The sequence below is a fragment of the Nocardioides panzhihuensis genome, from assembly GCF_013408335.1.
Lineage (GTDB): Bacteria > Actinomycetota > Actinomycetes > Propionibacteriales > Nocardioidaceae > Nocardioides > Nocardioides panzhihuensis.
In genome coordinates, this window is sequence record NZ_JACBZR010000001.1 from 2,878,706 (window position 1) to 2,902,402 (window position 23,697).

A 23,697-nucleotide genomic window follows, 5' to 3' on the forward strand; every position below is an offset into this window, starting at 1 on the left:
CCAGGGTGGTGACCATGACGGACACCGCAACAGAGCAGTCCCCGCGCGCGGACGCCGCCCACGAGCACGGCTGGCTCACCGAGTCCAGCCATCAGACGTCGGAGGGCCGAGTCCTCTACGTACGCTGCACCCGCTGCGGCGTACGCCGTGTGGACCTCCAACCCCACCCGCTCCTGCCACCGCAGTCGCTGAGCCGCGACTGCGGATGACAGAACTGTTGAAGAACGGCGACGCGGCGTACGAACCGCTGGTAGACACGGCACATGAGCCACTTCCGAGCCGAGACCGTCGTGACGCCACGCCTGCGCATGAACGTATGGACCTCGGGTCCCGAAGACGGCATCCCCGTGCTCCTGATGCACGGCAACATCACGACGGGCGGCTTCTGGAAGTACGTCGCGGAGGCCCTTCCTGGCAACGTCCGCGTGATCGCGCCGGATCTGCGCAGCTTCGGCGACACCGAGGCGAAGCCTGTCGACGCCACCCGTGGGCTCGCCGACCTGGCTGACGACATCCGGGGACTGCTCGAGACGCTGGGGCTTGCGGACAGAGGCGTGGTGCACGCGGCGGGGTGGTCGATGGGCGGCGGCGTCCTGCAGCAGCACCTCCTCTCCTGGCCGGACGACTTCGCCTCGGTCACGCTGGTGGCGCCGCTGTCGCCGTACGGCTTCGGCGGGACCAGAGGTGAAGACGGTGAGCCCTGCACCGACGACTTCGCCGGCACCGGCGGTGGGACCGCGGCTCCGGACTTCGTACGCCGCCTCGCCGAGCGCGACGCCACGAGCGCCGATCCTCAGAGCGCCCCGAGGACGGTCCTGATGACCTACTTCGGCCCGGGCCGGAACGCCGCCGCCGTCGACGAGGACTTCCTCGTCGACGAGCTGCTCAAGACCACCGTGGGCGACGACAGCTACCCGGGTGACGCGACGCCGTCGCAGAGCTGGCCCTCGGTCGCACCGGGCACGCGCGGCATCATGAACGCGATGTCGCCGAAGTTCTTCGACACCTCGGCCCTCGGCGATCTCCAGAACGGCGTCCCGATCACCTGGCTCCGGGCGTCCGAGGACCAGGTGGTGTCCGACCGCTCGATGTTCGATCTCGCCACCCTCGGGGAGATGGGCGCGGTGCCCGGGTGGCCGGGCGCCGAGGTGATGCCGCCCCAGCCGATGGAGAGCCAGCTGCGTGCTGTTCTCGACCGCTACCAGGCCAACGGCGGGTCCTACGAGGAGATCGTGCTCGACGGTGTCGGTCACGGGATCCCGCTCGAGGATCCCCAGGCCGTGGCCGATGCGATCGCCGCACGCCTCGACGCATGAGTGAGCTGACCGTCCGGACGTGGGGTCCCCGGTCCGAACAGCCCGTCGTCATCGCGATCCACGGGATCACCGCCACCCACCTGGCGTGGCCTTTCCTCGCCGCAGCGCTCCTCGACCGTCGCGTGGTCGCACCGGACCTCCGCGGACGTGGTGGGTCGCGCATGCTGCCGGCCCCGTACGGGCTCGCAGCCCACGCGGACGACGTCGCCGCGCTGATCCGGGAGGTCACCCCCGACGGTCCCGCCGACGTGGTCGGCCACTCCATGGGCGGGTTCATCGCAGTGGTCCTCGCGCAACGACACCCCGATCTGGTCGGCCGGCTGGTGCTGGTCGACGGCGGGCTCCCGTTCGCGCCGACCGAGCTGGAGACCACTCGTGCCGCGGTCGAGCTGATCAAGGCCCGGCTGGGGGCGACGTACAGCTCACCGGACGAGTACGTCGCTCTCTTCCAGCAGCACCCGGCCTTCTCCCACGACTGGTCTCCCGAGGCCCGCGCCTACGCGACGTACGACGCCGTGGAGCGGTCGCCAGGGGCGTACGGCTCCTCCGCATCGCTCGAAGCGGTCCTCGCCGATCAGGCCGACATCGAGAGCGGTCCGGTCCTCGGGCACGCGCTGGCGCACCTTCCTGCCGCGACGTTCCTGCACGCACCTCGCGGGTTCGTCGACGACCCGCCCGGCCTCTACGCTCCCGCGACCGTCGAGCAGCTGGCACAGGTTTTTCCCCAGGTGGAGATGGTTCCTGTCGAGAGCGTCAACCACTACACCATCGTGATGTCCCGGCGCGGTGCCGAGGCGATCGCCAGCGTCCTGGCCTGACCCACCGTCACCCTGTGCCGCCTCTGGCCCGCAGCCATTCGTCGTACGGCACGGGCTCGGCGTCGTTCTTCGCCTGGCCGACGATGCTCTCGGTGAACCAGGTTCGCAGCGAGACCATCTCCGGTGTGGATCGCAGGGTGAGCAGCTGGTGGGTCTCGCTGATCGCGTCGGCCAGGTTGTCCGCGGCCATCAGCTCACGGACCACGGGGGCCATCTCGCGGGGAAGGGTCATCTCGATGTCGACGTACTCCAGCCCCGCAGCAGCCGCGTCCAAGGCGGTACGCCGACCCAGGTGACGCGCGAAGGCCGGTCGGGCGACCAACCGCTCGATGAGCTGACCGAGCTCCCGCGGCGGGGTCGGACCCTCTTCGGAGTCGATGAGCTGGAGCTCACGGACCAGGTCGTCGAGGCGCTGGTCGATCTGGAGCCCGAGCTGGACCGGGCAGCGGGGCAACCGCACGGTGACCCAGTCCGCCGGGACGGCGGACGACTCCGGCACCACCTGATCGCCGTACTCCACCGTGGGAGGCCGTACGTCGTGCTCGACGCCGTCACCGACGAGGTCGGCCCAGATGCGCCGCCCGTCGACGCGCTCCTCGATCCCCCAGGACTTCGCCAGCACCGACACGATGGCCAGCCCGCGCCCGGTGGTGCCCCGACTCTCGACAGGAGGCGGAGCAACCGCTTGGACCGGGACCAGCGCGCCGTCGTCCTCGACGCTGACCCTCACCGCCGGCTCGAGATCGTGCATACGGACCTGCATGTAGGGGCTGCCGCTGTGCAGGGCCGAGTTCGCCGCCATCTCGGTGATGCACATGGCCGCGTCGTCGACCAGGTGCGCGCGTCCCCACTCCAGAAGCCCGTCCGTGACGAACCTGCGCGCCCCGGGCACGCTGGCCGCCTCAGCGGCGAGGCGCACCCGCAGCTCAGGACGGCCTCTGTCGGACACGGACATCATGGGGCCAGTGTGCCCCCGATCGCCCCTGACGTCACCGCTGATCGCCAGAAGGCGACCGGTCGATCAACCAGCGATGTCTCGCCCGAGCAGGTGGCGGGCGATGACCCACTTCACGGGTACGTGCGAGCACCGTGATCACGCCGGCCACCGGTGAGTTGGAGATCCATCGCTTGTGTCCCTCGTATCGGCCGATTCGTTTGATACCCTCCACCCGTATAAGGTGATACCCCCATTGGGTATCTGATCCTGTCGTCGTCACGACGCACAGGGGTGAATTCGTTTCCGCGCAGCGACGCCTGCGCCAAGGAGGAGAAGCCAGATGACGGCCACGAAGTCGACCAGCGGTGGGTTGGTTTCGCTGCTGGTGATCGCTTCGGCACAGCTGATGGTGGTGCTCGACGATTCGATCGTGAACATCGCGCTGCCGAGCATCCAACGGGAGCTCGAGGTGGCGCCGACGATGCTGCCGTGGGTCGTCAACGCGTACATCCTCGCCTTCGGAGCGCTCCTGCTCCTCGGCGGCCGGATCGGAGATCTCTGGGGACGCAAGCGGACTCTCCAGGTCGGCATCGCGGTCTTCGTCGTCGCTTCCCTGGTCGGCGGTGTCGGTCTGAGCGTGGAGATGCTCATCGCGGCCCGCGCGGTGCAGGGTCTCGGGGCGGCCTTGGCCGCCCCGAACGCTCTCGCTCTGATCGCGACGACGTTCTCCGAGCGGAAGGTACGCGACCAGGCGCTCTCCCTCTACGGGGCGATGTCAGGCCTCGGCATCGTCGTCGGCCTGCTCCTCGGCGGTCTGCTCACCGACCAGCTGGGCTGGCGGTGGGTGTTCTTCATCAACGTCCCGATCGGCGTCCTCGTCCTCCTCGGAACACGCACGCTGGTCGCAGCCGAGCGGCGTACAGGACGCCTCGGCACGCTCGGAGCCGTCCTCGGCACCGCCGGCATGGTCGCCCTGGTCTACGCGATCACCCGCTTCGGCGAGAGCGGGTGCGCCGACCCGATCACCTATGCGGTCATCGGTGCGGCGCTCGTGCTCCTGGCCATGTTCGTCCGTACGCAGCGCTCGAGCCGCAACCCGCTGGTGCCACCGAGCCTGTTCCGCGACCGCAACCGCACCGGCGCCTACCTGACCATGCTGGGCCTGGCGATCGGACCGATGGGCACGTTCTACGTCATCACCCTCTACATGCAGGAGGTCGTGGACTTCAGCCCGTTGCAGACCGGGCTCACCTGGCTACCGTTCGCCCTCGGCATCGTTCTCGGAGCCGGAACTGCCCCGAAGCTGCTGATGAAGATCGCTCCTCGGTACGTCGCCGCACTCGGCGCGCTTCTGGGCGCCGGCGGGGCGTTCTGGTTCTCCACCATCTCCGTCGAGCCCAGCTACTGGACGTTGATGGCTCCCGCGATGGTGCTCATCGCGCTCGGGTTCGGCCTGGGGACGATCGCCCTGACGCAAGCCGCCGTCTACGGCGTCGCCGCGGATCGAGCCGGCATCGCCTCAGCGCTCCTCAACTCCGCCCAGCAGATCGGCGTCGCCCTTGGCCTGACCATCCTCGCCGGAGTCGCTGCCACCGTGACGGTAGGGACCGGCAGCACGACGCCCTCCTCGCTCGTCGATGGATACAGCACCGCGCTGGTCGTCGGCGCGGGGATCCTGCTCGCCTCGGCAGTGCTTGCGCTGCTAACGCTTCGCGCCGGAGTCGACGACGCGGAACAGACGATCGAGGAGCCTCGAACCATCCACGTCTGAGGACTCCCACCAATCAACACAACGGAATCAACAACCAAGAAGGAGCAGCGGTGCACTCTCACAACGACGAAGCGAAGTTCATGGCCGACATCAAGGACGCCGCACCGGAGATGGTCTCGGCATTTTTCGGGTTCGACAAAGCCGTGTTCGACAAGAACACCGGCAACCTCGACCTGGCCACCCGAGAGCTGATCGCAGTCGGCGTCGCCGTGACCACGCAGTGCCCGTTCTGCATCGAGGACCACGCCAAGCGCGCCGTCAAGGCCGGTGCGTCCAAGGCCGACGTCGCCGAAGCCGTCATGGTCGCCGCCGCGCTCCGCGCCGGCGGCGGCGTCACCCATGGTTGGAAGGCGATGAAGAGCATCGCCGAGGACGAGTAGCTCTTCTCACCCAGATCGCCGAGGCTCGCTCGCCCGACGTGGCATGGACCTCGGAGTGCTGCTCGAGGTCTATCGAGCCGCCCACCAGCTGGTCTTCGCCTACCTCTCCGAAGTCACCCAGCAGATCACTCGGCCGGGTAGGGCGAGGCAGCCAGCAGGCCTGCGAGGTGGGCGACGTTGCGAGCCAAGGTCCTGGTCGTCCCCGCGGTGGCCTCGGGCGTCGGCTCCTTGTCCTTGTAGTCCACACCCTGCATCGCCTCGCCGACCCAGTAGGTCGCCGCGCTCGCGGGGATGGTGAAGCCGACGTCGTTCAACGCCTGGCAGAGCTCGGCGGTGACGTGGTGGGCGCCGTCCTCGTTGCCGACGACGCCGATCCCGGCGACCTTGTCGTAGGTCAGCATCCGGCCGTCGTCATCGGTCTCGCCGAGCTCGGCGTCGAGCCGCTCGAGCACCATCTTGCAGACCGCGGACGGCTGACCCAGCCAGATCGGGGTGACCAGCACCAGGATGTCCGCGGCCAGCATCCGCTCCCGCAGCTGCGGCCACTCGTCTCCGTCTCCCTCGTCGGTGGTCACGCCGAACCGCACGTCGTGATCGACCACCCGGATCATCTCGCCGTCCACCCCGTGATCCCGGAGGGCCGAGAGCACCTGGGACCCGAGCAGCTCGGAGCTGGACTCGTGCGGCGAACGCTTGAGGGTGCAGTTCAGGATCAGACAGCTCATTGACTTCATGCCAACCGGTAACCCGGGAGCATCGCCCTCATGCCTTGATCACGGCAAGCCCGGTCCGTTTGCCCAGGTGCTTCTTTTCCGGGAGGTCACGGATGCAGCGGCGGAAGCTCGCTCCCGGCCTTCGCCGGGATGCCGGAGACGACCGCTTCGAGTGCCTCCATGGCGGAGTGGCGCGGACGCCAGTCGAGCTCCCGCTCAGCACGGGCCGTCGACATCAGGGGCAGCTGCATGACCGCATCCAGGAGACTGCCCGGGACGGGCGCGAGGCGTGCGTGCCAGGCCGTCTCCAAGCCCTGACGCATCAGGTTCGAGGGGACCTCGACCGTTCGAGCACCCATCAGCTCGCCGATCTCCTCGCGGGTGATCACGCCCCCACCGGCCAGGTTGAAGGCGCCCGTCACGTCGGTGGTCGCGGCGGTGGCCAGAGCCCGGCCGACATCGCCGGCGTGCACTGCCTGGAACCGCAGCCCCGCGGGCACCGGCACGACCGGGATCCGCCGCCGGTCCAGGAGCGCCGGCCTGGCCAACGCACCGCCGAAGATGCGCCGTTGCTCGCTGGCCGCCGAGCGCTGGAAGACGAACGCGGGACGAACCCGGACCAGCCGGACCTCGGGATGGGCACAGGCGAAGGCGTCGAGGGCCCGCTCGACGTACGCCTTCTCCCGGCAGTACGCCGCCGATGACGCCCCGTCGGTCCTCCAGGTCTCGTCGACGTGGTCGTCATGGTCCACCGGCGAGTACGCGGCCACCGACGAGACGCACACGAGCGCGGGGACGCCGGCCCTGGCGACGGCGTCGAGGACCTTGCGCGTGCCGACCGCATTGGTCGCCCAGGTCTCCTCGGGCCGGTGCGTCGGCTGGAACTTCCAGGCGAGGTGGACGACCGCGTCGGCCCCTTCCAAGACCGGCTCCAGGTTGCCCGTCGACACGTCGGCCTCACGCCATTCGACAGAGGCGTGTGCGCTGGTCCGGGGGCCACTCGGGGCTCGTCGGGCGACGGCGAGGACCGTCGCGGCCCCGTCGGCGGTCAAAGCCCGGATCGCGGCGCTACCGAGGTTCCCCGACGCACCTGTGACGACCACCTTCATGTGTTTCCACGCCCTTCCTGCCGCCGCCCGATCTGTCTTGTGTGCTTCACCGGTACCCACCTCGCTCCGGTTGAGCACTGTGCGATCGCCGGGCTCGAATCGCCGGATCCGGGTACCGCAGAGGTCATCCGATCCGAAGGAGGCAGATCAATGAAGGCGGTCACCTGGCAAGGGCGGCGCGACATCCGGGTGGAGGAGGTCCCGGACCCGCACATCGTCGAGGACGACGACATCATCGTCGAGGTCACCTCGTCGGGGCTGTGCGGTTCCGACCTGCACCTCTACGAAGTGCTCACCGGTTTCATGACACCGGGCGACATCGTCGGACACGAACCGATGGGGGTCGTGGCCGAGGCCGGACCCGGGGTTCACGGGTTGAGCGTGGGCGACCGGGTGGTCGTGCCGTTCAACGTCAGCTGCGGAACCTGCTGGATGTGCCGACGCGACCTGCACTCGCAGTGCGAGACCACGCAGAACCGCGACCAGGGCACCGGCGCCAGCCTCTTCGGCTACAGCTCGCTCTACGGCCAGGTCCCCGGCGGGCAGGCTCAGTACCTCCGCGTCCCCTTCGGCAACCAGCTGCCGATCAAGGTGCCGCACGGCCCGTCCGATGACCGGTTCCTGTTCCTCTCCGACGTCCTGCCGACCGCCTGGCAGTCCCTCCGGTACGCCGACCCGGGCCCGGAGAGCACCGTGCTGGTGCTCGGAGCCGGTCCGATCGGAGACATGGTGGCCCGCTTCGCGATCGCCGAGGGTCACCGTGTCATCAGCGTGGATCGCGAGCCCGAGCGCCTCGCGCGGGTGCGGCAGTGCGGGGCAGAGACGATCGAGCTCGGGTCCGGCGACGTCGGCGAGCAGGTGCGCGAGCTGACCGACGGACGCGGAGCCGACGCCGTGGTCGACGCCGTGGGGATGGAGGCCCACGGGTCGCCGATCGCGGAGATGGCCACGACCATCCTGTCGCGGATGCCTGGCGCCGTCAGCCGCCCGGTGATGAAGAACGCCGGCGTCGACCGGCTGGCCGCGCTGCAGACCGCCTTCGAGGCCGTACGCCGCGGCGGCACCGTCTCGATCGCCGGCGTCTACGGCGGCGCGATGGACCCGTTCCCGATGATGCAGCTCTTCGACAAGCAGGTCGGCATCCGCATGGGCCAGGCCAACGTACGCGCCTGGACGGACGACCTGATGCCGTTCCTCGAGGGCGACGACGACCCGCTGGGCGTGGACTCCTTCGCCACCCACCACCTCCCCCTCACCGAGGCACCGTGGGCGTACAAGGCCTTCCAGACCAAGTCCGACGGGATGGTGAAGGTCGTCTTCAAGCCCTGAGTCGCGGGTGGCCGAGCCTCAGTCCGACGCCGAGCGCAGCGCGTCGAGGAGAGGCCCGGCCTCGGCCAAGAACTGGTCGTTGGTCGACCCATCCACCTGAACGAGAGCCACATCGGTGAATCCGGCCTCCCAGAAGGGCCGGATCCCGTCCGTGATCGCGCCGATGTCGGGACCGCACGGGATCGACGAGGCGACGTCCTCGTGGCGCACGAACTGCGAGGCCGCGGCGAAGCTCGCCGTGGTCGGAAGCTCGCTGTTGACCGCCCAGCCACCGCCGAACCAGCGAAACTGCTGGTGAGCCCTCTGTGTCGCTGCTTCCGCGTCGTCAGGGTCCCAGCTGATCGGGATCTGGCCGATGGCTCGGTTGCCGCCGGCTCCGACTCTCGGCGCCTCCGCCACGTTGTTCCACCCCGCCACCAGATCCGCATCGGGCTGCACGGCGATCAGGTGGTCGGCCAAGGCAGCGCAACGCTGGGAGACCTCGGGCCCGCCGACCGCCAACCCGACAGGAACCCGGGTGCTGGGAAGGTCCCAGAGCCGGGCAGCATCGACCTGGAAGTGCTCACCCCGGTAGTCGACGAGATCGCCGTCGAAGAGCGCGGAGATGATCTCCATCGCCTCGGCGAGCATCTCGTGCCTGGTGTGCACGGCCGGCCAGCCGGCGCCCACGACGTGCTCGTTGAGATTCTCTCCGCTGCCGAGTCCAAGGGTGAACCGGCCCTCGGAGAGCACCTGCATGGTGGCGGCCTTCTGGGCGACCACGGCGGGGTGGTAGCGCATCGTCGGGCAGGTCACGTAGGTCATCAGCGGGATTCGCTGCGTGGCCTGCGCGACTGCGCCCAGCACAGTCCATGCGTACGGCGCGTGCCCCTGCTCGACCAGCCATGGCGAGTAGTGGTCGCTCATCACGAGGAAGTCGAAGCCCGCCTCCTCGGCAGCGACGGCGTGGCGCACCAGGTCTCTCGGGCCCGCCTGTTCGGTCATCAGTGTGTATCCGAAAGCAACCATGCCGAAGGCGGTACCCGACGTGGCGGCGAGCGACCCCTCCGTCGACTACTCGCCGGCGGCGAGGTGGTCGCGAAGCCGCAGAGGCTCCCGCCCGGTGAGGGTGGCTACGGCGCTGCTGACCCCGTCGAGCTCCCCTGCCGCGATCGCGGTGTAGGTGGAGACCCAGGCGTCGTACTGCCAGTCGGGCGCCTCCCACCGACGACGCGACGCGTAGGCCTCATCGATCGTCTCGTCGTGATAGCGCACCTCGCGCCCGAGATGTTCGGTGAGGATGTCGGCAGCCTCGCTCATCGTGAGCGCCTCGGGTCCGGTGAGGTCGTAGGTGAGCCCTCGGTGATGCTGTGGCGCGGTGAGCGTCGCCACGGCGGAGCGCGCGACGTCGGCACGTGCGACCGCCGCGAAGCGCCCGGCGGCTGCCGGACCCCGGATGACACCATCCTCACCGACCAGGGCGGGAAGGAAGTCGAGGTAGAAGTTGTCACGGAGCAGCGTGTAGCCCATCCCGCTCGCCTTGATCCGCTCCTCGGTCGCGAAGTGGTCGCGCGCGAGTGTGAAGACGGCATCCGGCGCGGCGCCGAAGAAGGACGTGTAGACGATGTGCTCGACCCCGGCCGCCGCGGCGGCGTCGACGAAGGTGAGGTGCTGCTCCAGGCGGTCCGCCGACTCGGCGGCCGAGACCATGAGCACGGTCTGGACGCCGTCGAGAGCGGCCACCGCCGCCTCTCTGTCGTCGTAGCTGACTGCGAACGTGTCGGCACCGGGGACCTCGGGGGCTCTGGCGGGGTCACGCACGAGCAGTCGGAGAGCAGCGTCGGAGCCTCCGAGCGCGCGAGCGACGAGGCCACCGACGAAACCGGTCGCGCCGGTGACGGCGATGGTGGGCCGGACCGTCACCGCGCCTCTTCCCTGAGCGCGGCGAGGGCCTCGTCGGCGTGGATCTCGGCCTTGAGCATCCCCTCGACGACGGCCTTGATCCGGCCGTCGGCGCCGATCGCGAAGGTCGTACGCTGCAGCGGCCCGAGCTTGCCGAGGATGCTCGGCTTCACGCCGTAGAGCCTGGCGACCGACCCGGAGGGGTCGGAGAGGACGGGATAGTCGAGGTCGTGGTTGGCGGCGAATCCGGCCTGCTTCTCCACGCTGTCCTTGCTGATCCCGAGCCGCTGGGCGCCGATCGCCTCGAACTCGCCGGCGAGGTCCCGGAAGTGGCAGGCCTCCTTCGTACACACCGCGGTCTCGGCGGCCGGGTAGAAGAAGAGCACCACGGGCCCCTTCTCGAGGAACGACGAGAGGGCGACGGACGTACCGTCCTGGGCGGGGAGCGTGAAGTCGGGCGCAACGGCACCGGTCTCGAGCGGCATGGCGCCAACCTACTCCGCCGATCCCCGACCTCAGCGAGGAGACGGTGTACGCGTCGCCGGCGTAGTACAGCCGGTAGTTGCGCGAGCTGGGCGGGTTCCACGGCGCTCACGCTGGAGGAGACCGTGGACGCCGCGTTCGCCCATGGTGGACCTCTCAAGGAGGCCTTCGTACGCCGCTACCTGTGGTGACGGTTCGCGAATTCTGCTGTTCCCGGACACCTACGGCTCGGCCACGGCACTATTGCGCCATGCAAGCCCGCCCGACCCTGCCGCTCGGCGTACGCCTCGGCTACGGCTCCGGCTCGGTGGCCACCGGCACGTTCGGCACCATCCCGGGCCTGATGCTGCTCCCCTACCTGACCGACACCCTCGGGATCGCAGCCCTGGCGGCCGGGTTCATCGTGTTCGCGCCGAAGGCGTGGGATGTGGTGCTGAACCCGATCGCGGGCCGGATCAGCGACCGGACGGTGGACCCGCGGGGGCCGCGGCGGCCCTGGTTGCGCCGGGCGGGGGTCGCGCTGGCGGTGGCGTTCGCGCTGCTGTTCGCGGCGCCGTCGATGGCCACCGGGCTCGAGGCGCTGTGGGTGCTGGTCCTGTTCCTGGCATGCGCGACGGCGTACGCGTTCTTCCAGGTGCCCTATGTCGCCATGCCCGCCGAGCTGACCGACTCGTACGACGAGCGGACCCGGCTGATGACCTGGCGGGTCGCGATCCTGGCGTTGACCATCCTGCTCGCCGGCGCGAGCGCGCCGATGATCCGCGACGCCGTCGGCGGCCGTGAGGGCTATCGGCTCATGGGCGTGGCGATGGCGGTGCTCATCCTGATCGGGGTGTTCAGTGCGTACGTAGGCACCCGCCGCGCGCCGGTCCGCACCGTCGAGCCCGGTGCGGGCAGCCTGCGCGATCAGCTGAAGATCGTGGCGGCGGCGCCCGACTTCCGGCGCCTGCTGATCACGTTCGTGATCCAGGCCGTCGCTTTCGGCGCGATGCTGGCGGGCGTCGACTACCTGGCCACCAACGTGCTCGGCCATGCGGGCGCGGCGACCGTGCTGTTCGTCTGCTTCGTAGGCCCCGCGCTGCTGCTCACCCCCGCCTGGGCGGCGCTCGGAGCCAAGGTCGGCAAGAAGAGCGGGTACGTCGCCGCCTCGGTCGTCCTCGCCGTCGGCGCGTTGGGCGCCTCGACCGCCCAGGTGGCCCCGGCTGCCCTGGTCTACGCCGCGGTGGTCCTGGTCGGCGTCGGGTACGCCGGGTGCCAGGTCTTCCCGATGGCGATGCTCCCCGACGCGGCCGCCGTCGACGCCCGCCGCAGCGGCACGAGCCGGATCGGCGTCTACACCGGCGTCTGGACCGCCGGCGAGACACTCGGGCTGGCGCTCGGGCCCGGGGTCTACGCCGCGGTGCTCGCCCTCGGCGGCTACCGTTCCTCGGCCGGGAGCGACATCGCCCAGCCCGACTCGGCGCTGATTGCGATCACGCTCGGCTTCTCGGTGCTGCCGGCGCTCCTGGCGCTCCTCAGCCTGCTGTGGCTGAGGCGCTACTCACTCACTGCCGACGACGTGGATGGAACCCTGACCGCATGACCGACGCCCTGACCCAGCTCCGCTCGATGCAGTCCGCCGACCTGCCTGTGCACGGTGGCCGGACCCTCGCCTACGTCTACGACTCCGGCCTGCCCGACATCGACCGGATCGGTCGCGAGGCGGTGGCGGCCTACGCGGGCTCCAACGGCCTGGACCCGACCGCGTTCCCCAGCCTGCTCCGGATGGAGACCGAGGTGGTCGGCATGACCGCCGATCTCCTCGAGGCCCCCGAGACCGTGGTCGGCACGGTCACCTCCGGTGGCACCGAGTCGGTGCTGCTCGCGGTGCAGACCGCACGCGACGCCCATCCCGGGATCGAGCGGCCGCGGATGGTGCTGCCGGCGACCGCGCACGCGGCCTTCCACAAGGCCGCCCACTACTTCGGGGTCGAGCCGGTGCTCGTCCCGGTCGGGCCCGACTTCCGAGCGGATGCGGCCGCGATGACCGCGGCGATGGACGACCGCACCGTGCTGGTCGTCGCCTCGGCGCCGTCCTACGCGCAAGGCGTCGTCGACCCGGTCTCCGCGATCGCGGCGGCCGCGGCCGAGCGCGGGATCCGGTGCCATGTCGACGCCTGCATCGGCGGCTGGGTGCTGCCCTACGCTGCCCGGCTTGGTCGCGACGTACCGGCATGGACGTTCGCGGTCGAGGGCGTCACCTCGATCTCCGTCGACCTGCACAAGTACGCCTACGCCCCCAAGGGCACCTCGGTGCTGCTGCACCGCACCCCGCAGCTGCGCCGGCCGCAGTTCTTCGCCTCCGCCGCGTGGCCGGGCTACACCATGCTCAACTCCACGATGCAGTCGACGAAGTCGGGTGGTCCCGTGGCCGGTGCCTGGGCGGTGATGCGCTCCGTGGGCGATGACGGCTACGAGCGGCTCACCCGCGACGTCTTCGAGGCCGTGGACCGCATCCGCGCCGGGATCGGCGAGATGCCCGAGCTCACCGAGGTCAGCGTTCCGGACTCCACGCTGATCGCCGTCAGGACCGACGCGAGCTGTGACCCGTTCACGGTCTGCGACGAGATGGCGACCCGCGGCTGGTACGTCCAGCCGCAGATGTCCTACGCCGGTGCGCCCGCCACCATCCACCTGTCGGTGAGCGCCGCGACGCTGCCCCACGTACCTGAGTTCCTCGAGGCTCTGGGCGAGGCGGTCGCGGCCGCCGTGGCGGGCGGTCCGGTCACGGTCGACCCCGGCGTCGCTGAGTTCATCGCGAGCCTCGACCCGCTCACCCTCTCCGACGACGACTTCGACGGCCTGCTGGTCGCGGCGGGCCTGATCGGCGCCGACTCAGGCGACCCTTCGACAAGCTCAGGACACCGCCTCGCGCTGCCGCAGAGGATGGCCGAGGTCAATGCGATGCTCGACCTGGCCACCCCTGCGATGCGCGAGGCGCTTCTCGTAGCCTTCCTGGACCGGTTGACCCGGCCTAGGCGGCGTTGACGCGGCGCTTCCTCTTGGCCAGCAGCAGGATCACGGTGATCACGGCCGCGACAGCGATGCCGCCCCGGATCTGTACGTCTCGGGATCCAGCGGCCACCTGCGCCTGCTGCTTCACCTCGTGGACCTTGTCCTTGCTCCGTGTCTTGACGTCCAGCCGGGTGGCGAGCTCGTCGAGGGTGTCGGCGAGCTCGTGCCGGGTGGAGTCCAGGTCGGCCTCGACAGCGGCGATGCCGGTGTCGTCATGGGCGTCCACGGGCCTGGTGGAGTCGTGCGTCATGGCGTCCTCCTCGCGGTGTGGTCGTCGGGTCGACCATGCTGCTTGACGGCCTCGACGTCCCGCTTGATGTTCTCGGTGGCGCGTTCGGGCTTCATCGGAGCTCCCTCGGAGACCTCCTTCTTCCCGACCATGGCCATGATGCCGGCGATGGCCAGGAGCACGACCCCGACCAGCAGCGCGGCCAGCCAGGCGTCGAGGACCAGAGCCAGGGCCAGGATCGCCGTGGCGATCAGGACACCCACTCCGTACAGCGCCACCAGGCCGGCGGCGCCGAAGGCCCCGGCACCCCTGCCGGTGTGCTTGGCCTTCTCGGTCAGCTCGAGGCGGGCGAGCTCGAACTCACCTCGTACGAGGTGAGACATCTCTTCCGAGAGCCGCGATACGAGCTCACCCATCGATGCGTCGTTCTGATGGGTGGTGCCGGTGTGGGCGCCGCCGGTGTGGGCGGTGCCGGTCTGAGGCGTGGTGCCGGTCTGATGGGCGTTCGTCTGATGCGTAGTCACGACTCCCACCCCCGCGGCGTGCCGGTCACCGGGTCAGCGGACGCGGCGGGAGTCGGGGCGCTCGGCGTCGTCTGGTGAGAGGACGTCGACGTCGTAGAGGTCGTGGAAGAGCCGTGGCCAGGCATCTTGTCCTGGACGCTGTGCTTGGCGGTCTCCGCCGTCTCCTCGGCGACGACCCGGGCGTGCTGAGCCTTCTCCTGGACCCGCGGGTCCTGCCACAGACCCTGGGCCTTGGCGACGATGGCGTCGTACCGCTCGCGGCCAGCGCGGGCGCCGAGCAGGTAGCCGATGCCGAATGCAGTCAACAACGCTGGTTTCTTGAACATGTCGTTCCTCCTCATCGTTGTACGTCCGGCCGGTACCCAGATGACCCGGGGAGATACACTTGGTCGGAGATGAAGAGGACGAGCGCGAGCTCGGCGAGCTGGTTCTCGAGCGTCTCGCGGCTCGAGCGCGGCTGGTGCAGCGCCCAGTCGTAGACGATGGCGGTCACGGCGCCCACGAGCGCCAGCGCCGCGAAGCGCCAGTCGCGGTCGCGGATCTCGCCCCGGCGTACGGCTGCGGCGCACTCGGTGCTCACGATCTCGACGAGGGTCTCGCGATAGCCGAGCCGGAGCTTCTCGATACGTGGGCTCGCGCCCACGATCTCCACGAACGCGATCCGGGCGACACGGGTGTCCTTGAGCATCGGGTCGAGATAGGCCAGCATCGCCGCCGGCACCCGCTCGAAGATCGGCTCACCTGCGGTGGCCCGCAAGGATGCCGCCACCCGTGCGTAGGAGTCGGCGGTGATCCGGTCGTAGAGGTCGACGAAGAGGTCCTCCTTGCCGGGATAGAGCTCGTAGAAGTGCCGCGTCGACACCTTCGAGGCGGCGCACAGACCCGGGATCGTGCTCGCCGCGTAGCCCTTCGTGCCGATGATCTCCTTGGCGGCCGCGAGGAGCCGCTGGCGGCGCTGGGCGTCACGCTCCTCGCGAGTCAGCCCGCCGTACGAGCGGCCCTCCTGCGCCATCAGCCGGGCGACCCGACCGAGCAGACGAACGGTGCGGCATGGGCCGGGTCGAGCGCGTTCTTGACCATGTGCCAGACGTTGGTGTCGTACGCCTCGCCGATGTGACCGACCGGGTCGAGCGGGCAGAGATCCTGCACGTAGGTGTTGGTGACACCCGGCTCGCGCACGAATGCGGTCTCGGGCGGCGTGACGAGCTCGTCGTACCTCGACTGGATGATCGTGTACGTCACGCCGGCCTGCGCGATCGGGCCGTTCGTCAGCGTGCGTACGGCGCTGCCATCGGTGACCAGCTGGGTGCAGGCCACGCAGCCGAAGGCGGTCAGGACCCGCCCGGCCAGCTCGTCGGCCCCCAGGGCCATCCCGAGACGGTAGAGGCCGGCGAACGTGGTGCCGTGGGTCGGCGGCGCGATGGCGACGACCTTGTCGATCCGCTCGGAGATGCCCTGCGTCTTGGTGACGTAGAGCGACTGGAACCCTCCTTCCGAGTGGCCGACCAGGTCGACCTTCGCCGCGCCGGTCTGTGCCAGCACACCCTGGATGAACGCCTTGATCTGCGCCGCCGACCTGCCGATGTCCGCGACCCCGCCCACGAACGGGCCGTAGACACCGGTGCCGTAGGTCAGGCTGTAGGTGCAGTAGCCCTGCGCCGCCACGTCGGCCTGGAGGAAGTTGAGGTCCTCGTCCTTGTTGGCTCCCAGGCCGTGCAGGAAGACGACCGGGTTGGGGTGAGCGGCCGACGGCCGGCACGCGGCGTCGTTGATGCCTCCCGCCGCCTGCGCCGGTGGGGCGATCAGCAGGGTCGAGGCCGCGAGCAGCAGCACGACGGCGCGAATGACGGCAGAACGCTTGACCATGACAGACCGCTCTCTCCAGGCGAACCGGACACATCCGAACCTAGGACGAGGCAGCCCATCTGACAACAGTCATTTTCAGATGGCCTGTGGAAGGGTCACGGATCAGGCGGTGACTGTCCGGATGAGCTTCTTGTTGACGAACTCGTCCATCCCGAGCCGGCCGAGCTCGCGCCCGAAGCCGGAGCGCTTGATCCCGCCGAAGGGCAGCTCCGCACCCTCAGCGCCGACGCCGTTGACGAAGACCATCCCCGCCTCGATCCGCTCCGCGACCCGGGCAGCCTGGTCGCGGTCGGTGGTGAAGACGTAGGAGCCGAGGCCGTACGGGGTGTCGTTGGCGATCCGGACGGCGTCGTCCTCGTCAGCGGCGCAGAAGACCATCGCGACCGGGCCGAACAGCTCTTGGCGGGCCATGTCGTTCTCGGCGGTGAGACCCGTCAGGACACCGGCGGGGAAGTACGCACCGGACCGGTCGCCGGTGCTGGCGAGCTCGGCTCCCTGGGCGACGGCGTCGTCGACCTGCCGGGCGAGGTTCTCCGCGGCGGCGACCGAGGACAGCGGCGCACCAGTGGCCTCGGCCAGCAGCCGCTCGGTGAACCTCACGACGAAGTCGTCGTAGAGGTCCTCGGCGACCACGAACCGCTTCGCGGCGTTGCAGGCCTGGCCGGTGTTGTCCAGCCGCGCGGCCACCGCCGCGGTCACGGTGGCGTCCAGGTCGTCGGTGGAGAGCACGATGAACGGGTCCGAGCCACCGAGCTCGAGGACGACCTTCTTGAGATGGCGCCCGGCGATCTCGGCCACGGCGGCACCGGCCCGCTCCGACCCGGTCAACGAGACGCCCGCGACCCGCGGATCCGCGATGACCTGAGCGACCTGCTCGTTGGTGGCGAGCACGTTGACGTAGGCGCCCTCGGGGAACCCGGCGTCGGCGAAGATCTGCGCCAGCGCCACGGCCGAGGAGGGGCACTGCGGCGCGTGCTTGAGGACGATGGTGTTGCCGGTGGCGAGGTTCGGCGCCGCGAACCGGGCGACCTGGTAGAAGGGGAAGTTCCACGGCATGATGCCCAGCAGGACGCCGACCGGCGATCTGCGTACGATCCCGGTGCCCGCACCGGAGGTCACCTCGAGGACCTCGTCGGCCAGGAACTGCCCGGCGTGCTCGGCGTAGTAGGTGTAGATGTCGACGCAGAAGTCGATCTCGCCCTCGGCCTCAGCCAGCGGCTTGCCCATCTCCTGCTCGATGATCGCGGCGAGCTGGTCGCGACGTTCGGCGTGCAGCTCGGCCACCCGCCTCAGCAGGGTGGCCCGCTCCGCCACCGAGGTCGTACGTCCCCAACCGGACGCCGCAGCGTGGGCGACCTCGACGGCGGCGTCGACCTCGGCGTCCGTGGCGGTCGGGTAGGTGGCGAGGACGTCGCCGGTGGCCGGGTCGGTCACCGCATAGGTCGCCTCGCCGGTGGTGACGGTGTTGTCGACCGTGGTGTCGGGGTTGCTGGTCATCGGGACTCCTCCGTGGCCATCGAGGGGGTGTCGTCGGACGCGTCGAGGGTCTTCTCACCGGAGAGGCGGCTGGTCCACTCCCGCATCACGGCAGGGTCGGTCGGACGGGTGAGCAGGCTGACGACGACGTACGCCGCGGCGCTGACGAGGAGGCCCACGTAGATCGGTTCGTTGGCGAGGACGTCGCCGACGATCGCCATCGTCGTCAGCGTGGCGATGGTGCCGGTGACCATCGCCACCACCGCGCCCGCGCCGGTCCCGCGGCGCCATAGGAAGCCGCCCAGGATCGGCACCAGCAGACCCCCGACGAGGATGTCGTAGGCGATCGTCAGCCCGGAGACGACATCGTTGAGGAGTGACGCGAGGACGACCACGACGAGGCCGATCACGACGACGTAGATCCGATTGGCGAGCACGTCGTGCTCGGGGTTCTCTGCGTCGTCCCCGACCCGCTCCGGGGTGCGCCCGACCAGTCGGGCGAGCAGGGGCTGCACGTCCGTGCGAGCCACCGTCGCGGTCGCGATCAGCGCGCCGGAAGCGGTCGACATCATCGCGGCCACCGCCGCTGCGAGCACCAGCCCACTGACGCCGACCGGAAGGATCGACTCGGCGATGGTGGCGTAGGCGTCGTCGCGGTTGTCGACGGTCATGAAGGTGGAGGCCGCGGCTCCGATCAGCGCGCCGGCCACACCGTAGAGCAGGCAGTAGACGCCGGCCGCGGTGCCGCCCCAGCGAGCGACCTGCGGCGAGCGGGCGGTGAAGACCCGCTGCCAGATGTCCTGCCCGATCAGCATGCCGAGCGTGTAGACGACGAAATAGGTGATGATCGTGCCGGTGCCGATCGCACCGAGGTCGAAGACCGAGTCCGCGGCGCGGGACTTGATCCCGTCCAGTCCGCCCGCGTGGTTCCACGTGAAGGGCAGAAGCAGGAAGAAGACACCGATGGTCTTCAGGACGAACTGCACCATGTCGGTCAGGGTGATCGACCACATCCCGCCGATGCTGGAGTAGATCACCACGATGATCCCGCCGATCAGGATGGAGACGACCCGGTCGGTGCCGAAGAGGACGTTGAAGACGGTCGCGTACGCCATCGTGGAGGTGACCGTGAGCATCAGCGTGTAGGCCATCATGACCACGCCCGAGGCGGCGGTCGCACCGACGCCATAGCGCAACGCCAGCATCTGAGCGACGGTGTAGATCCGCAGCCGCTGGATCCTGCCCGCGAAGAGCAGGCTCAGCGCCAGGACGCCGAGCGCGATCGCCGTGACCAACCACGCGCCGGAGATGCCGTACTCGTAGCCGAGCGCGACCCCGCCGACGGTCGAGGCACCTCCGAGGACGACCGCGGCCATGGTGCCGGTGTAGAGCATCGGACCGAGCCGGCGGCCGGCGACGAGGAAGTCAGAGCTGTCCTTGGTGCGGCTCTTGCCCCACCAGCCGAAGGCGACCATGGCGGCGAGATAGATGACGATGATGGCGAGATCCATGAGCGTTCCGATCAGCTGGGGGCGAACATGCGGAGGACGGTCGGAAGAACCACCACGGCAGGGCCGCTGGTGGCGAAGGTGTCGGCGACGATCTCGCCGACGGTCTCAGGGTTCGCGGCGTGCACGGGGATGCCGAACGCCTCGGCCAGGAGGACGAAGTCCGGCCGGGCGAGCTCGGTTGCGGTGGCGGCGCCGAAGGCCCCGGTCATGTACTCGCGCAGGATCCCGTAACCGCCGTCGTCGATCACCAGCCAGGTGATCTCGGCGTCGTGCTGGCGGGCGGTGGCGAGCTCCGCGATGGAGTACATCGCGCCGCCGTCTCCGGAGACCGCGAACGTACGCCGTCCGGTGCCGACCGCGGCGCCGATCGCCGCGGGGAAGGCCAGCCCGAGACCGCCGGAGGCCTGCGCGGTGTGGAAGCCGCCGGTGCGTGGGTCCCAGGCCGACCAGGCCCAGTACGCCGCGATCGTCATGTCCCAGAACGTCTCGGCGTCGTCGGGCACCGCCGCGCGCAGATCGGCGAGCAGCCGCTGCTCGGCCGCGAGGTCCTGGGTGTCGAGCCTGGCCCGGACCCGCGTACGCAGGTCGCTCGCCGCGCTCGCGCCGGACCGCGTCTGGCCGATCTCGGGCAGGGCGGCCGCGATGTCGGCCAGGGCGGTTGCGGCGTCGGCATGCACGCCCAGGACGTCGTGGTTGGAGCCCAGCACCCGAGCCTCGGCGTCGACCTGGATCACCCGGCCGCGCGGAGCGAAGGTGCCGTAGTTGCTGGTCACCTCGCCGAAGGAGCTGCCGATCGCGAGCAGGACGTCGGCGTCCCCGAGCAGATCGGTGGTGTGCCGATCCTCGATCCACGCGCCCGCGCTCAGCGGGTGCGCGAGCGGGATCGCGCCGTTGCCGCCGGCGGTGGAGACCACCGGCGCGTCGAGGGTCTCGGCGAGGGCGATCAGCGCCTCCGGGGCACCGGCGGAGCGGCGTACGCCTCCCCCGGCGAGGATCACCGGGCGCTCCGCGGCCGCGAGCAGGCGGGCGGCCTCGACGACGACCTCGGGCCGGGGGCGCCGTGGCGGGGGCACCGACGCAACCAGCCCGGTCACCGGCGGCACCGTGACCTCCTCGAGGAGCACGTCCTGCGGGATCTCGACCCATACCGGTCCGGCCGGGGCCTCCTGGGCGGTGGCCCACGCGTCGGCGAGCACTCCGGGGATGGCTGCCGCGTCGCGGACGGTGGCGGTGGACTTGGTGACGTTGCGGGCGCTCGCCTGCTGGTCGTCGAGCTGGTGCAGATAGCCCTTGCGGGCACCGCCGAGCCCGTCGCGGGGGATCTGGCTGGTGATCATCAGGACAGGGACGCAGGCGGCGTACGCCTCCTGAAGCGCCCCCAGCGCCGTGAGCGCGCCCGGTCCGGTGGAGCAGAACACGACTCCGACCTGGCCGGTCGTACGGGCATAGCCGTCCGCGGCGAAGACGGAGTTGTTCTCCACCCGGGAGGAGACGAAGCTCAGGTCGCTGCGCCGGATGGCGTCGAAGAGACCGAGCGCGTGCTGCCCCGGGATGCCGAACACGTGGGTCACGCCGAGAGCGGTCAGGCTCTCGACGGTGACGTCGCCGCCGTTGCGCTTCATCACGCCTGACCCCCGTGCCGCATCGCGAGGAGCGAGACCAGGTCGTAGGCCACGTGCGAGGCGGCGACACCGGTCAGCTCGGCATGGTCGTACGCCGGGGCGACCTCCACGACGTCGGCGCCGATCAGGTTCAGGCCGACGAATCCGCGCAGGATCTCCAGCAGCTCACGGGAGGTGAGCCCGCCGGCCTCCGGGGTGCCGGTGCCGGGCGCGTGCGCCGGGTCGAGCACGTCGATGTCGATCGAGACGTAGACCGGGCGGTTGCCGACACGCTGCTTGATCTTCTCGACCACCTCGTCGACGCCCTGGCGGAAGACGTCGGAGGAGGTGATGATCCCGAAGCCGAAGCGCCGGTCGTCCTCGAGGTCCTTCTTGCCGTACAGAGGCCCGCGGGTGCCGACGTGGCACAGCGCCTCGGTGTCGAGGATGCCCTCCTCGACCGCCCGTCGGAACGGGGTGCCGTGGGTGTACTCGGCACCGAAGTAGGTGTCCCAGGTGTCCAGATGGGCGTCGAAGTGCACCAGCGCCACCGGGCCGTGTCGCTCAGCGGCGGCACGCAGCAGCGGCAGGGCGATGGTGTGGTCGCCGCCGATCGTCACCAGCCGGGTTCCTCCGGCGGTGAGCTCGAGTGCGCTGGCCTGCACGGTGTCGAGCGCCTCGTTGATGTGGAACGGGTTGGCTGCGATGTCCCCTGCGTCGACCACCTGGGCGGTCGCGAACGGCGAGACGTCCAGCGCCGGGTTGTAGGGGCGCAGCAGCCGGGAGGATTCCCGTACGTGCGACGGGCCGAACCGGGCGCCTGGCCGGTAGGAGACGCCGGTGTCGAACGGGACCCCGACGACCGCGATGTCGGCGTGCTCCACCTGGTCGAGGCGGGGCAGCCGCGCGAAGGTCGCGAAGCCGGCGTAGCGAGGGTTCTTGGAGGCGTCGACTGGGCCGACGGGCATGAGGTTCTCCTTCGGTGGTGCGGTATGTCAGGGGATGTCAGCCGACGGGAGCAGCCGCGGGCTCGGGCCGGTCCTCGACCGAGATCACCGGGATGTTCGAGGGCGGTCCGGTCGGCACCAGACGCGGCCCCTCGGGACCGTAGGCGTCCCGTGGCTCGGGGAAGGCGAAGAGCAGACCCAGGTAGAGCAGCGCGCCGAGGCCCATCCCGAGCGGGATGGAGATGTCGACCCCGCCGGGGACCAGCGACGCGAGCGGGCCGACGAACTGGCCGGGGAGGTTCACGAAGGTGAGACCGATCGTTGCAGAGACCAGCCACGCGGCGAGGCCGCGCCAGTTCCAGCCGTGGGCGAACCAGTAGCGGCCACCGCGCTGGCGCCGGTTGAAGACCTGCAGCGAGTCGGAGTCGTACCAGCCGCGCCGGACGTACCAGCCGATCATCATCACCATCATCCAGGGGACGGTGCAGCTGACGATGAGGACGGCGAAGACGGAGATGCTGGAGACGACGTCGAAGACGAACCGGCCGACGAAGATGACGCCGATCGCGAAGATCCCGATCAGCACGGTGGACTGCACCCGGCTGAATCGGGGGAAGACGCTGGAGAAGTCCAGTCCGGTCCCGTAGAGCGCGGTGGTGCCGGTCGACATGCCACCGATGAGGGCGATCAGGGCGACTGGGCCGAAGTACCAGCCCGGTGCGATGGCCAGCAACCCGGACGCGTACGCACCTGCCGCGAAGATCTCCGGTTCCCGGGTGGCGATGATCGTCATCGTGACCAGACCGAAAGCGAACGGTACGAGGGTGGCGATCTGGGCGAGGAAGACAGCGGCCATCGAGGAGCGGCCGGGCGTCCCTCGCGGGATGTAGCGTGCCCAGTCGCCCAGGAACGCGCCGAAGCTGATCGGGTTGGACATCACGATCAGGGCCGAACCGACGAACGCCGCCCAGAAGCCGGGTTCGCCGAACGCCTCCGCGCCCGAGCCGAACGCACCGGCGTACCCGGCGTCGAAGTCACCGGCGAAGGCCGCGATGCCGACCAGGAAGAGCAAGGTCGCCGCGATGACCGCGATCTTGTTGACCAGCAGCATGAACCGGAAGCCGTAGATGCACACGATCAGGACGAGCACCGCGAAGAGGCCGTACGCCAGTGCCAGCGTCGCGTCGTTCTGCGGCAGCCCGACCGCTCGGTTGGCGCCGCCGACGAGCACGTCACCGGAGCTCCACACCGAGATCGAGAAGAACGCGAGCGCGGTCAGCAGGGAGAGGAACGAGCCGACCACCCGGCCGTGCACGCCGAGATGAGCTGAGGAGCTGACCGAGTTGCTGGTGCCGTTGCGCGGGCCGAACAGGGCCATCGGGGCGAGGACGACTGCGCCCAGGAACAGCCCGAGCAGCGTGGCCATCAGCCCGTGCGCGAAGGACAGGCCGAACAGGATCGGGAAGCTGCCCAGCACCACGGTGGCGATGGTGTTGGCGCCGCCGAAGGTGAGCCGGAACAGATCGAGCGGCCGGGCGCTGCGTTCGGGGTCCGGGATCGGCTCGACGCCGTGCTGCTCGACCACGGTCGCCTTGGGCGGCGGCTGGTGCTGCGTGCGGGTGCTCATCGCTCGTCACCTCCTGGGATGCGGGTCTAGGGGTCGAATGAGATCCGCGTCACTCTAAGAGCACCCGGAGTTCTTGCGCAATCGTTTCGTTCTTAACCTGCCTGTCACAACTGTTGATATGACGT

24 protein-coding genes are annotated in these 23,697 nt (G+C 69.9%); 8 read left to right on the top strand and 16 right to left on the bottom strand.

Translation table 11 applies throughout. The features are described 5' to 3' along the window. Window positions 1-14 precede the first annotated feature (14 nt). Genes BJ988_RS13685 through BJ988_RS13695 form a run of 3 tightly spaced genes read left to right on the top strand, consistent with a single transcriptional unit; the run spans window position 15 to window position 2,134 of the window. On the top strand, window positions 15-209 hold the full coding sequence (locus BJ988_RS13685; protein ID WP_179658496.1) for a hypothetical protein: 195 nt from the start codon (window positions 15-17) through the stop codon (window positions 207-209). Between the two features lie 54 nt (window positions 210-263). Next, window positions 264-1,316, top strand: a complete 1,053-nt coding sequence (locus BJ988_RS13690) for an alpha/beta fold hydrolase (RefSeq protein WP_179658497.1) — start codon at window positions 264-266, stop codon at window positions 1,314-1,316. Next, a complete protein-coding gene (locus BJ988_RS13695; RefSeq protein ID WP_179658498.1) occupies window positions 1,313-2,134 on the top strand; it encodes an alpha/beta fold hydrolase in 822 nt (273 codons plus the stop codon). Before BJ988_RS13690 ends, BJ988_RS13695 begins: the two co-directional genes overlap by 4 nt. 7 nt (window positions 2,135-2,141) lie before the next feature. On the opposite strand, the gene BJ988_RS13700 is transcribed toward BJ988_RS13695, so the two are convergent. Beyond that, window positions 2,142-3,092: an ATP-binding protein gene (locus BJ988_RS13700; RefSeq protein ID WP_179658499.1), complete on the bottom strand. Its 951-nt coding sequence runs from the start codon at window positions 3,090-3,092 to the stop codon at window positions 2,142-2,144. Window positions 3,093-3,411: 319 nt separating this feature from the next. On the opposite strand from BJ988_RS13700, the gene BJ988_RS13705 reads away from it, so the two are divergent. After that, the gene (locus BJ988_RS13705) at window positions 3,412-4,842 is read left to right on the top strand and encodes an MFS transporter (protein ID WP_179658500.1); all 1,431 of its coding nucleotides are present in this window, start codon (window positions 3,412-3,414) and stop codon (window positions 4,840-4,842) included. Window positions 4,843-4,892: 50 nt separating this feature from the next. After that, window positions 4,893-5,222 carry a carboxymuconolactone decarboxylase family protein gene (locus tag BJ988_RS13710; RefSeq protein ID WP_343051604.1) on the top strand — a complete coding sequence of 110 codons (330 nt, stop codon included), beginning with the start codon at window positions 4,893-4,895 and terminating at the stop codon, window positions 5,220-5,222. Between the two features lie 125 nt (window positions 5,223-5,347). On the opposite strand, the gene BJ988_RS13715 is transcribed toward BJ988_RS13710, so the two are convergent. Together BJ988_RS13715 and BJ988_RS13720 are read right to left on the bottom strand one after the other, a co-directional pair. Beyond that, window positions 5,348-5,947, bottom strand: a complete 600-nt coding sequence (locus BJ988_RS13715; protein WP_246321479.1) for a flavodoxin family protein — start codon at window positions 5,945-5,947, stop codon at window positions 5,348-5,350. Between the two features lie 95 nt (window positions 5,948-6,042). Further along, window positions 6,043-7,044: an NAD-dependent epimerase/dehydratase family protein gene (locus tag BJ988_RS13720; RefSeq protein WP_179658502.1), complete on the bottom strand. Its 1,002-nt coding sequence runs from the start codon at window positions 7,042-7,044 to the stop codon at window positions 6,043-6,045. A 150-nt stretch (window positions 7,045-7,194) separates the two neighbouring features. Here BJ988_RS13720 and BJ988_RS13725 point away from each other — a divergent pair, with 150 nt between their 5' ends. After that, the gene (locus BJ988_RS13725; RefSeq protein WP_179658503.1) at window positions 7,195-8,373 is read left to right on the top strand and encodes an alcohol dehydrogenase catalytic domain-containing protein; all 1,179 of its coding nucleotides are present in this window, start codon (window positions 7,195-7,197) and stop codon (window positions 8,371-8,373) included. 18 nt (window positions 8,374-8,391) lie between these two features. Here the strand turns inward: BJ988_RS13725 and BJ988_RS13730 are convergent, their stop codons facing one another. Genes BJ988_RS13730 through BJ988_RS13740 form a run of 3 tightly spaced genes read right to left on the bottom strand, consistent with a single transcriptional unit; the run spans window position 8,392 to window position 10,739 of the window. Next, window positions 8,392-9,381, bottom strand: a complete 990-nt coding sequence (locus BJ988_RS13730) for a TIGR03557 family F420-dependent LLM class oxidoreductase (RefSeq protein WP_179658504.1) — start codon at window positions 9,379-9,381, stop codon at window positions 8,392-8,394. A gap of 45 nt (window positions 9,382-9,426) precedes the next feature. Continuing rightward, complete coding sequence (locus tag BJ988_RS13735; RefSeq protein WP_179658505.1) at window positions 9,427-10,275, bottom strand: NmrA family NAD(P)-binding protein; 849 nt, start codon at window positions 10,273-10,275, stop codon at window positions 9,427-9,429. Beyond that, a complete protein-coding gene (locus BJ988_RS13740) occupies window positions 10,272-10,739 on the bottom strand; it encodes a peroxiredoxin (RefSeq protein WP_179658506.1) in 468 nt (155 codons plus the stop codon). Before BJ988_RS13740 ends, BJ988_RS13735 begins: the two co-directional genes overlap by 4 nt. Window positions 10,740-10,987: 248 nt before the next feature. Between BJ988_RS13740 and BJ988_RS13745 the strand changes: the two genes are divergently transcribed. After that, on the top strand, window positions 10,988-12,319 hold the full coding sequence (locus tag BJ988_RS13745; RefSeq protein WP_179658507.1) for an MFS transporter: 1,332 nt from the start codon (window positions 10,988-10,990) through the stop codon (window positions 12,317-12,319). Then, window positions 12,316-13,764, top strand: a complete 1,449-nt coding sequence (locus BJ988_RS13750) for a pyridoxal phosphate-dependent decarboxylase family protein (RefSeq protein ID WP_179658508.1) — start codon at window positions 12,316-12,318, stop codon at window positions 13,762-13,764. The genes BJ988_RS13745 and BJ988_RS13750 overlap by 4 nt, the downstream gene beginning before the upstream one ends. Here BJ988_RS13750 and BJ988_RS13755 read toward each other — a convergent pair. The 10 genes from BJ988_RS13755 to BJ988_RS13800 form a co-directional block, all read right to left on the bottom strand. After that, the gene (locus BJ988_RS13755; RefSeq protein ID WP_179658509.1) at window positions 13,751-14,041 is read right to left on the bottom strand and encodes a DUF3618 domain-containing protein; all 291 of its coding nucleotides are present in this window, start codon (window positions 14,039-14,041) and stop codon (window positions 13,751-13,753) included. The two genes, BJ988_RS13750 and BJ988_RS13755, sit on opposite strands and share 14 nt — an antisense overlap. Beyond that, entirely contained in the window at window positions 14,038-14,544 is a 507-nt protein-coding gene (locus BJ988_RS13760) for a phage holin family protein (RefSeq protein ID WP_343051605.1), read from the bottom strand. Before BJ988_RS13760 ends, BJ988_RS13755 begins: the two co-directional genes overlap by 4 nt. Further along, window positions 14,541-14,870 (bottom strand): hypothetical protein, encoded by a 330-nt coding sequence (locus BJ988_RS13765; RefSeq protein ID WP_179658510.1) that lies wholly within the window; start codon window positions 14,868-14,870, stop codon window positions 14,541-14,543. The genes BJ988_RS13760 and BJ988_RS13765 overlap by 4 nt, the downstream gene beginning before the upstream one ends. Window positions 14,871-14,881: 11 nt before the next feature. Beyond that, window positions 14,882-15,556: a TetR/AcrR family transcriptional regulator gene (locus BJ988_RS13770; protein WP_179658511.1), complete on the bottom strand. Its 675-nt coding sequence runs from the start codon at window positions 15,554-15,556 to the stop codon at window positions 14,882-14,884. Then, window positions 15,556-16,410 (bottom strand): esterase/lipase family protein, encoded by an 855-nt coding sequence (locus BJ988_RS13775; protein ID WP_179658512.1) that lies wholly within the window; start codon window positions 16,408-16,410, stop codon window positions 15,556-15,558. Before BJ988_RS13775 ends, BJ988_RS13770 begins: the two co-directional genes overlap by 1 nt. A gap of 102 nt (window positions 16,411-16,512) precedes the next feature. Continuing rightward, entirely contained in the window at window positions 16,513-17,907 is a 1,395-nt protein-coding gene (locus BJ988_RS13780; RefSeq protein WP_179658513.1) for an NAD-dependent succinate-semialdehyde dehydrogenase, read from the bottom strand. After that, the gene (locus tag BJ988_RS13785) at window positions 17,904-19,397 is read right to left on the bottom strand and encodes a sodium:solute symporter family protein (RefSeq protein ID WP_179658514.1); all 1,494 of its coding nucleotides are present in this window, start codon (window positions 19,395-19,397) and stop codon (window positions 17,904-17,906) included. Before BJ988_RS13785 ends, BJ988_RS13780 begins: the two co-directional genes overlap by 4 nt. Before the next feature lie 11 nt (window positions 19,398-19,408). Then, window positions 19,409-21,019, bottom strand: a complete 1,611-nt coding sequence (locus BJ988_RS13790) for a thiamine pyrophosphate-binding protein (RefSeq protein ID WP_179661498.1) — start codon at window positions 21,017-21,019, stop codon at window positions 19,409-19,411. Then, window positions 21,019-21,966 carry an agmatinase gene (gene speB, locus BJ988_RS13795; RefSeq protein ID WP_179658515.1) on the bottom strand — a complete coding sequence of 316 codons (948 nt, stop codon included), beginning with the start codon at window positions 21,964-21,966 and terminating at the stop codon, window positions 21,019-21,021. The genes BJ988_RS13790 and speB overlap by 1 nt, the downstream gene beginning before the upstream one ends. A 37-nt stretch (window positions 21,967-22,003) precedes the next feature. Beyond that, entirely contained in the window at window positions 22,004-23,572 is a 1,569-nt protein-coding gene (locus tag BJ988_RS13800) for a purine-cytosine permease family protein (RefSeq protein ID WP_179658516.1), read from the bottom strand. Window positions 23,573-23,697 lie beyond the last annotated feature (125 nt).

Bases quoted from the DNA above. Each gene is read 5' to 3' on its own strand.
- BJ988_RS13685 (WP_179658496.1), top strand. From the start codon at position 15: ATGACGGACACCGCAACAGAGCAGTCCCCGCGCGCGGACGCCGCCCAC.
- BJ988_RS13740 (WP_179658506.1), bottom strand. From the start codon at position 10,739: ATGCCGCTCGAGACCGGTGCCGTTGCGCCCGACTTCACGCTCCCCGCC.
- speB (WP_179658515.1), bottom strand. From the start codon at position 21,966: ATGCCCGTCGGCCCAGTCGACGCCTCCAAGAACCCTCGCTACGCCGGC.
- BJ988_RS13765 (WP_179658510.1), bottom strand. From the start codon at position 14,870: ATGTTCAAGAAACCAGCGTTGTTGACTGCATTCGGCATCGGCTACCTG.
- BJ988_RS13790 (WP_179661498.1), bottom strand. From the start codon at position 21,019: ATGAAGCGCAACGGCGGCGACGTCACCGTCGAGAGCCTGACCGCTCTC.
- BJ988_RS13690 (WP_179658497.1), top strand. From the start codon at position 264: ATGAGCCACTTCCGAGCCGAGACCGTCGTGACGCCACGCCTGCGCATG.
- BJ988_RS13730 (WP_179658504.1), bottom strand. From the start codon at position 9,381: ATGGTTGCTTTCGGATACACACTGATGACCGAACAGGCGGGCCCGAGA.
- BJ988_RS13770 (WP_179658511.1), bottom strand. From the start codon at position 15,556: ATGGCGCAGGAGGGCCGCTCGTACGGCGGGCTGACTCGCGAGGAGCGT.
- BJ988_RS13725 (WP_179658503.1), top strand. From the start codon at position 7,195: ATGAAGGCGGTCACCTGGCAAGGGCGGCGCGACATCCGGGTGGAGGAG.
- BJ988_RS13700 (WP_179658499.1), bottom strand. From the start codon at position 3,092: ATGATGTCCGTGTCCGACAGAGGCCGTCCTGAGCTGCGGGTGCGCCTC.
- BJ988_RS13800 (WP_179658516.1), bottom strand. From the start codon at position 23,572: ATGAGCACCCGCACGCAGCACCAGCCGCCGCCCAAGGCGACCGTGGTC.
- BJ988_RS13695 (WP_179658498.1), top strand. From the start codon at position 1,313: ATGAGTGAGCTGACCGTCCGGACGTGGGGTCCCCGGTCCGAACAGCCC.
- BJ988_RS13755 (WP_179658509.1), bottom strand. From the start codon at position 14,041: ATGACGCACGACTCCACCAGGCCCGTGGACGCCCATGACGACACCGGC.
- BJ988_RS13780 (WP_179658513.1), bottom strand. From the start codon at position 17,907: ATGACCAGCAACCCCGACACCACGGTCGACAACACCGTCACCACCGGC.
- BJ988_RS13720 (WP_179658502.1), bottom strand. From the start codon at position 7,044: ATGAAGGTGGTCGTCACAGGTGCGTCGGGGAACCTCGGTAGCGCCGCG.
- BJ988_RS13750 (WP_179658508.1), top strand. From the start codon at position 12,316: ATGACCGACGCCCTGACCCAGCTCCGCTCGATGCAGTCCGCCGACCTG.
- BJ988_RS13715 (WP_246321479.1), bottom strand. From the start codon at position 5,947: ATGAGCTGTCTGATCCTGAACTGCACCCTCAAGCGTTCGCCGCACGAG.
- BJ988_RS13785 (WP_179658514.1), bottom strand. From the start codon at position 19,397: ATGGATCTCGCCATCATCGTCATCTATCTCGCCGCCATGGTCGCCTTC.
- BJ988_RS13705 (WP_179658500.1), top strand. From the start codon at position 3,412: ATGACGGCCACGAAGTCGACCAGCGGTGGGTTGGTTTCGCTGCTGGTG.
- BJ988_RS13745 (WP_179658507.1), top strand. From the start codon at position 10,988: ATGCAAGCCCGCCCGACCCTGCCGCTCGGCGTACGCCTCGGCTACGGC.
- BJ988_RS13775 (WP_179658512.1), bottom strand. From the start codon at position 16,410: ATGGTCAAGCGTTCTGCCGTCATTCGCGCCGTCGTGCTGCTGCTCGCG.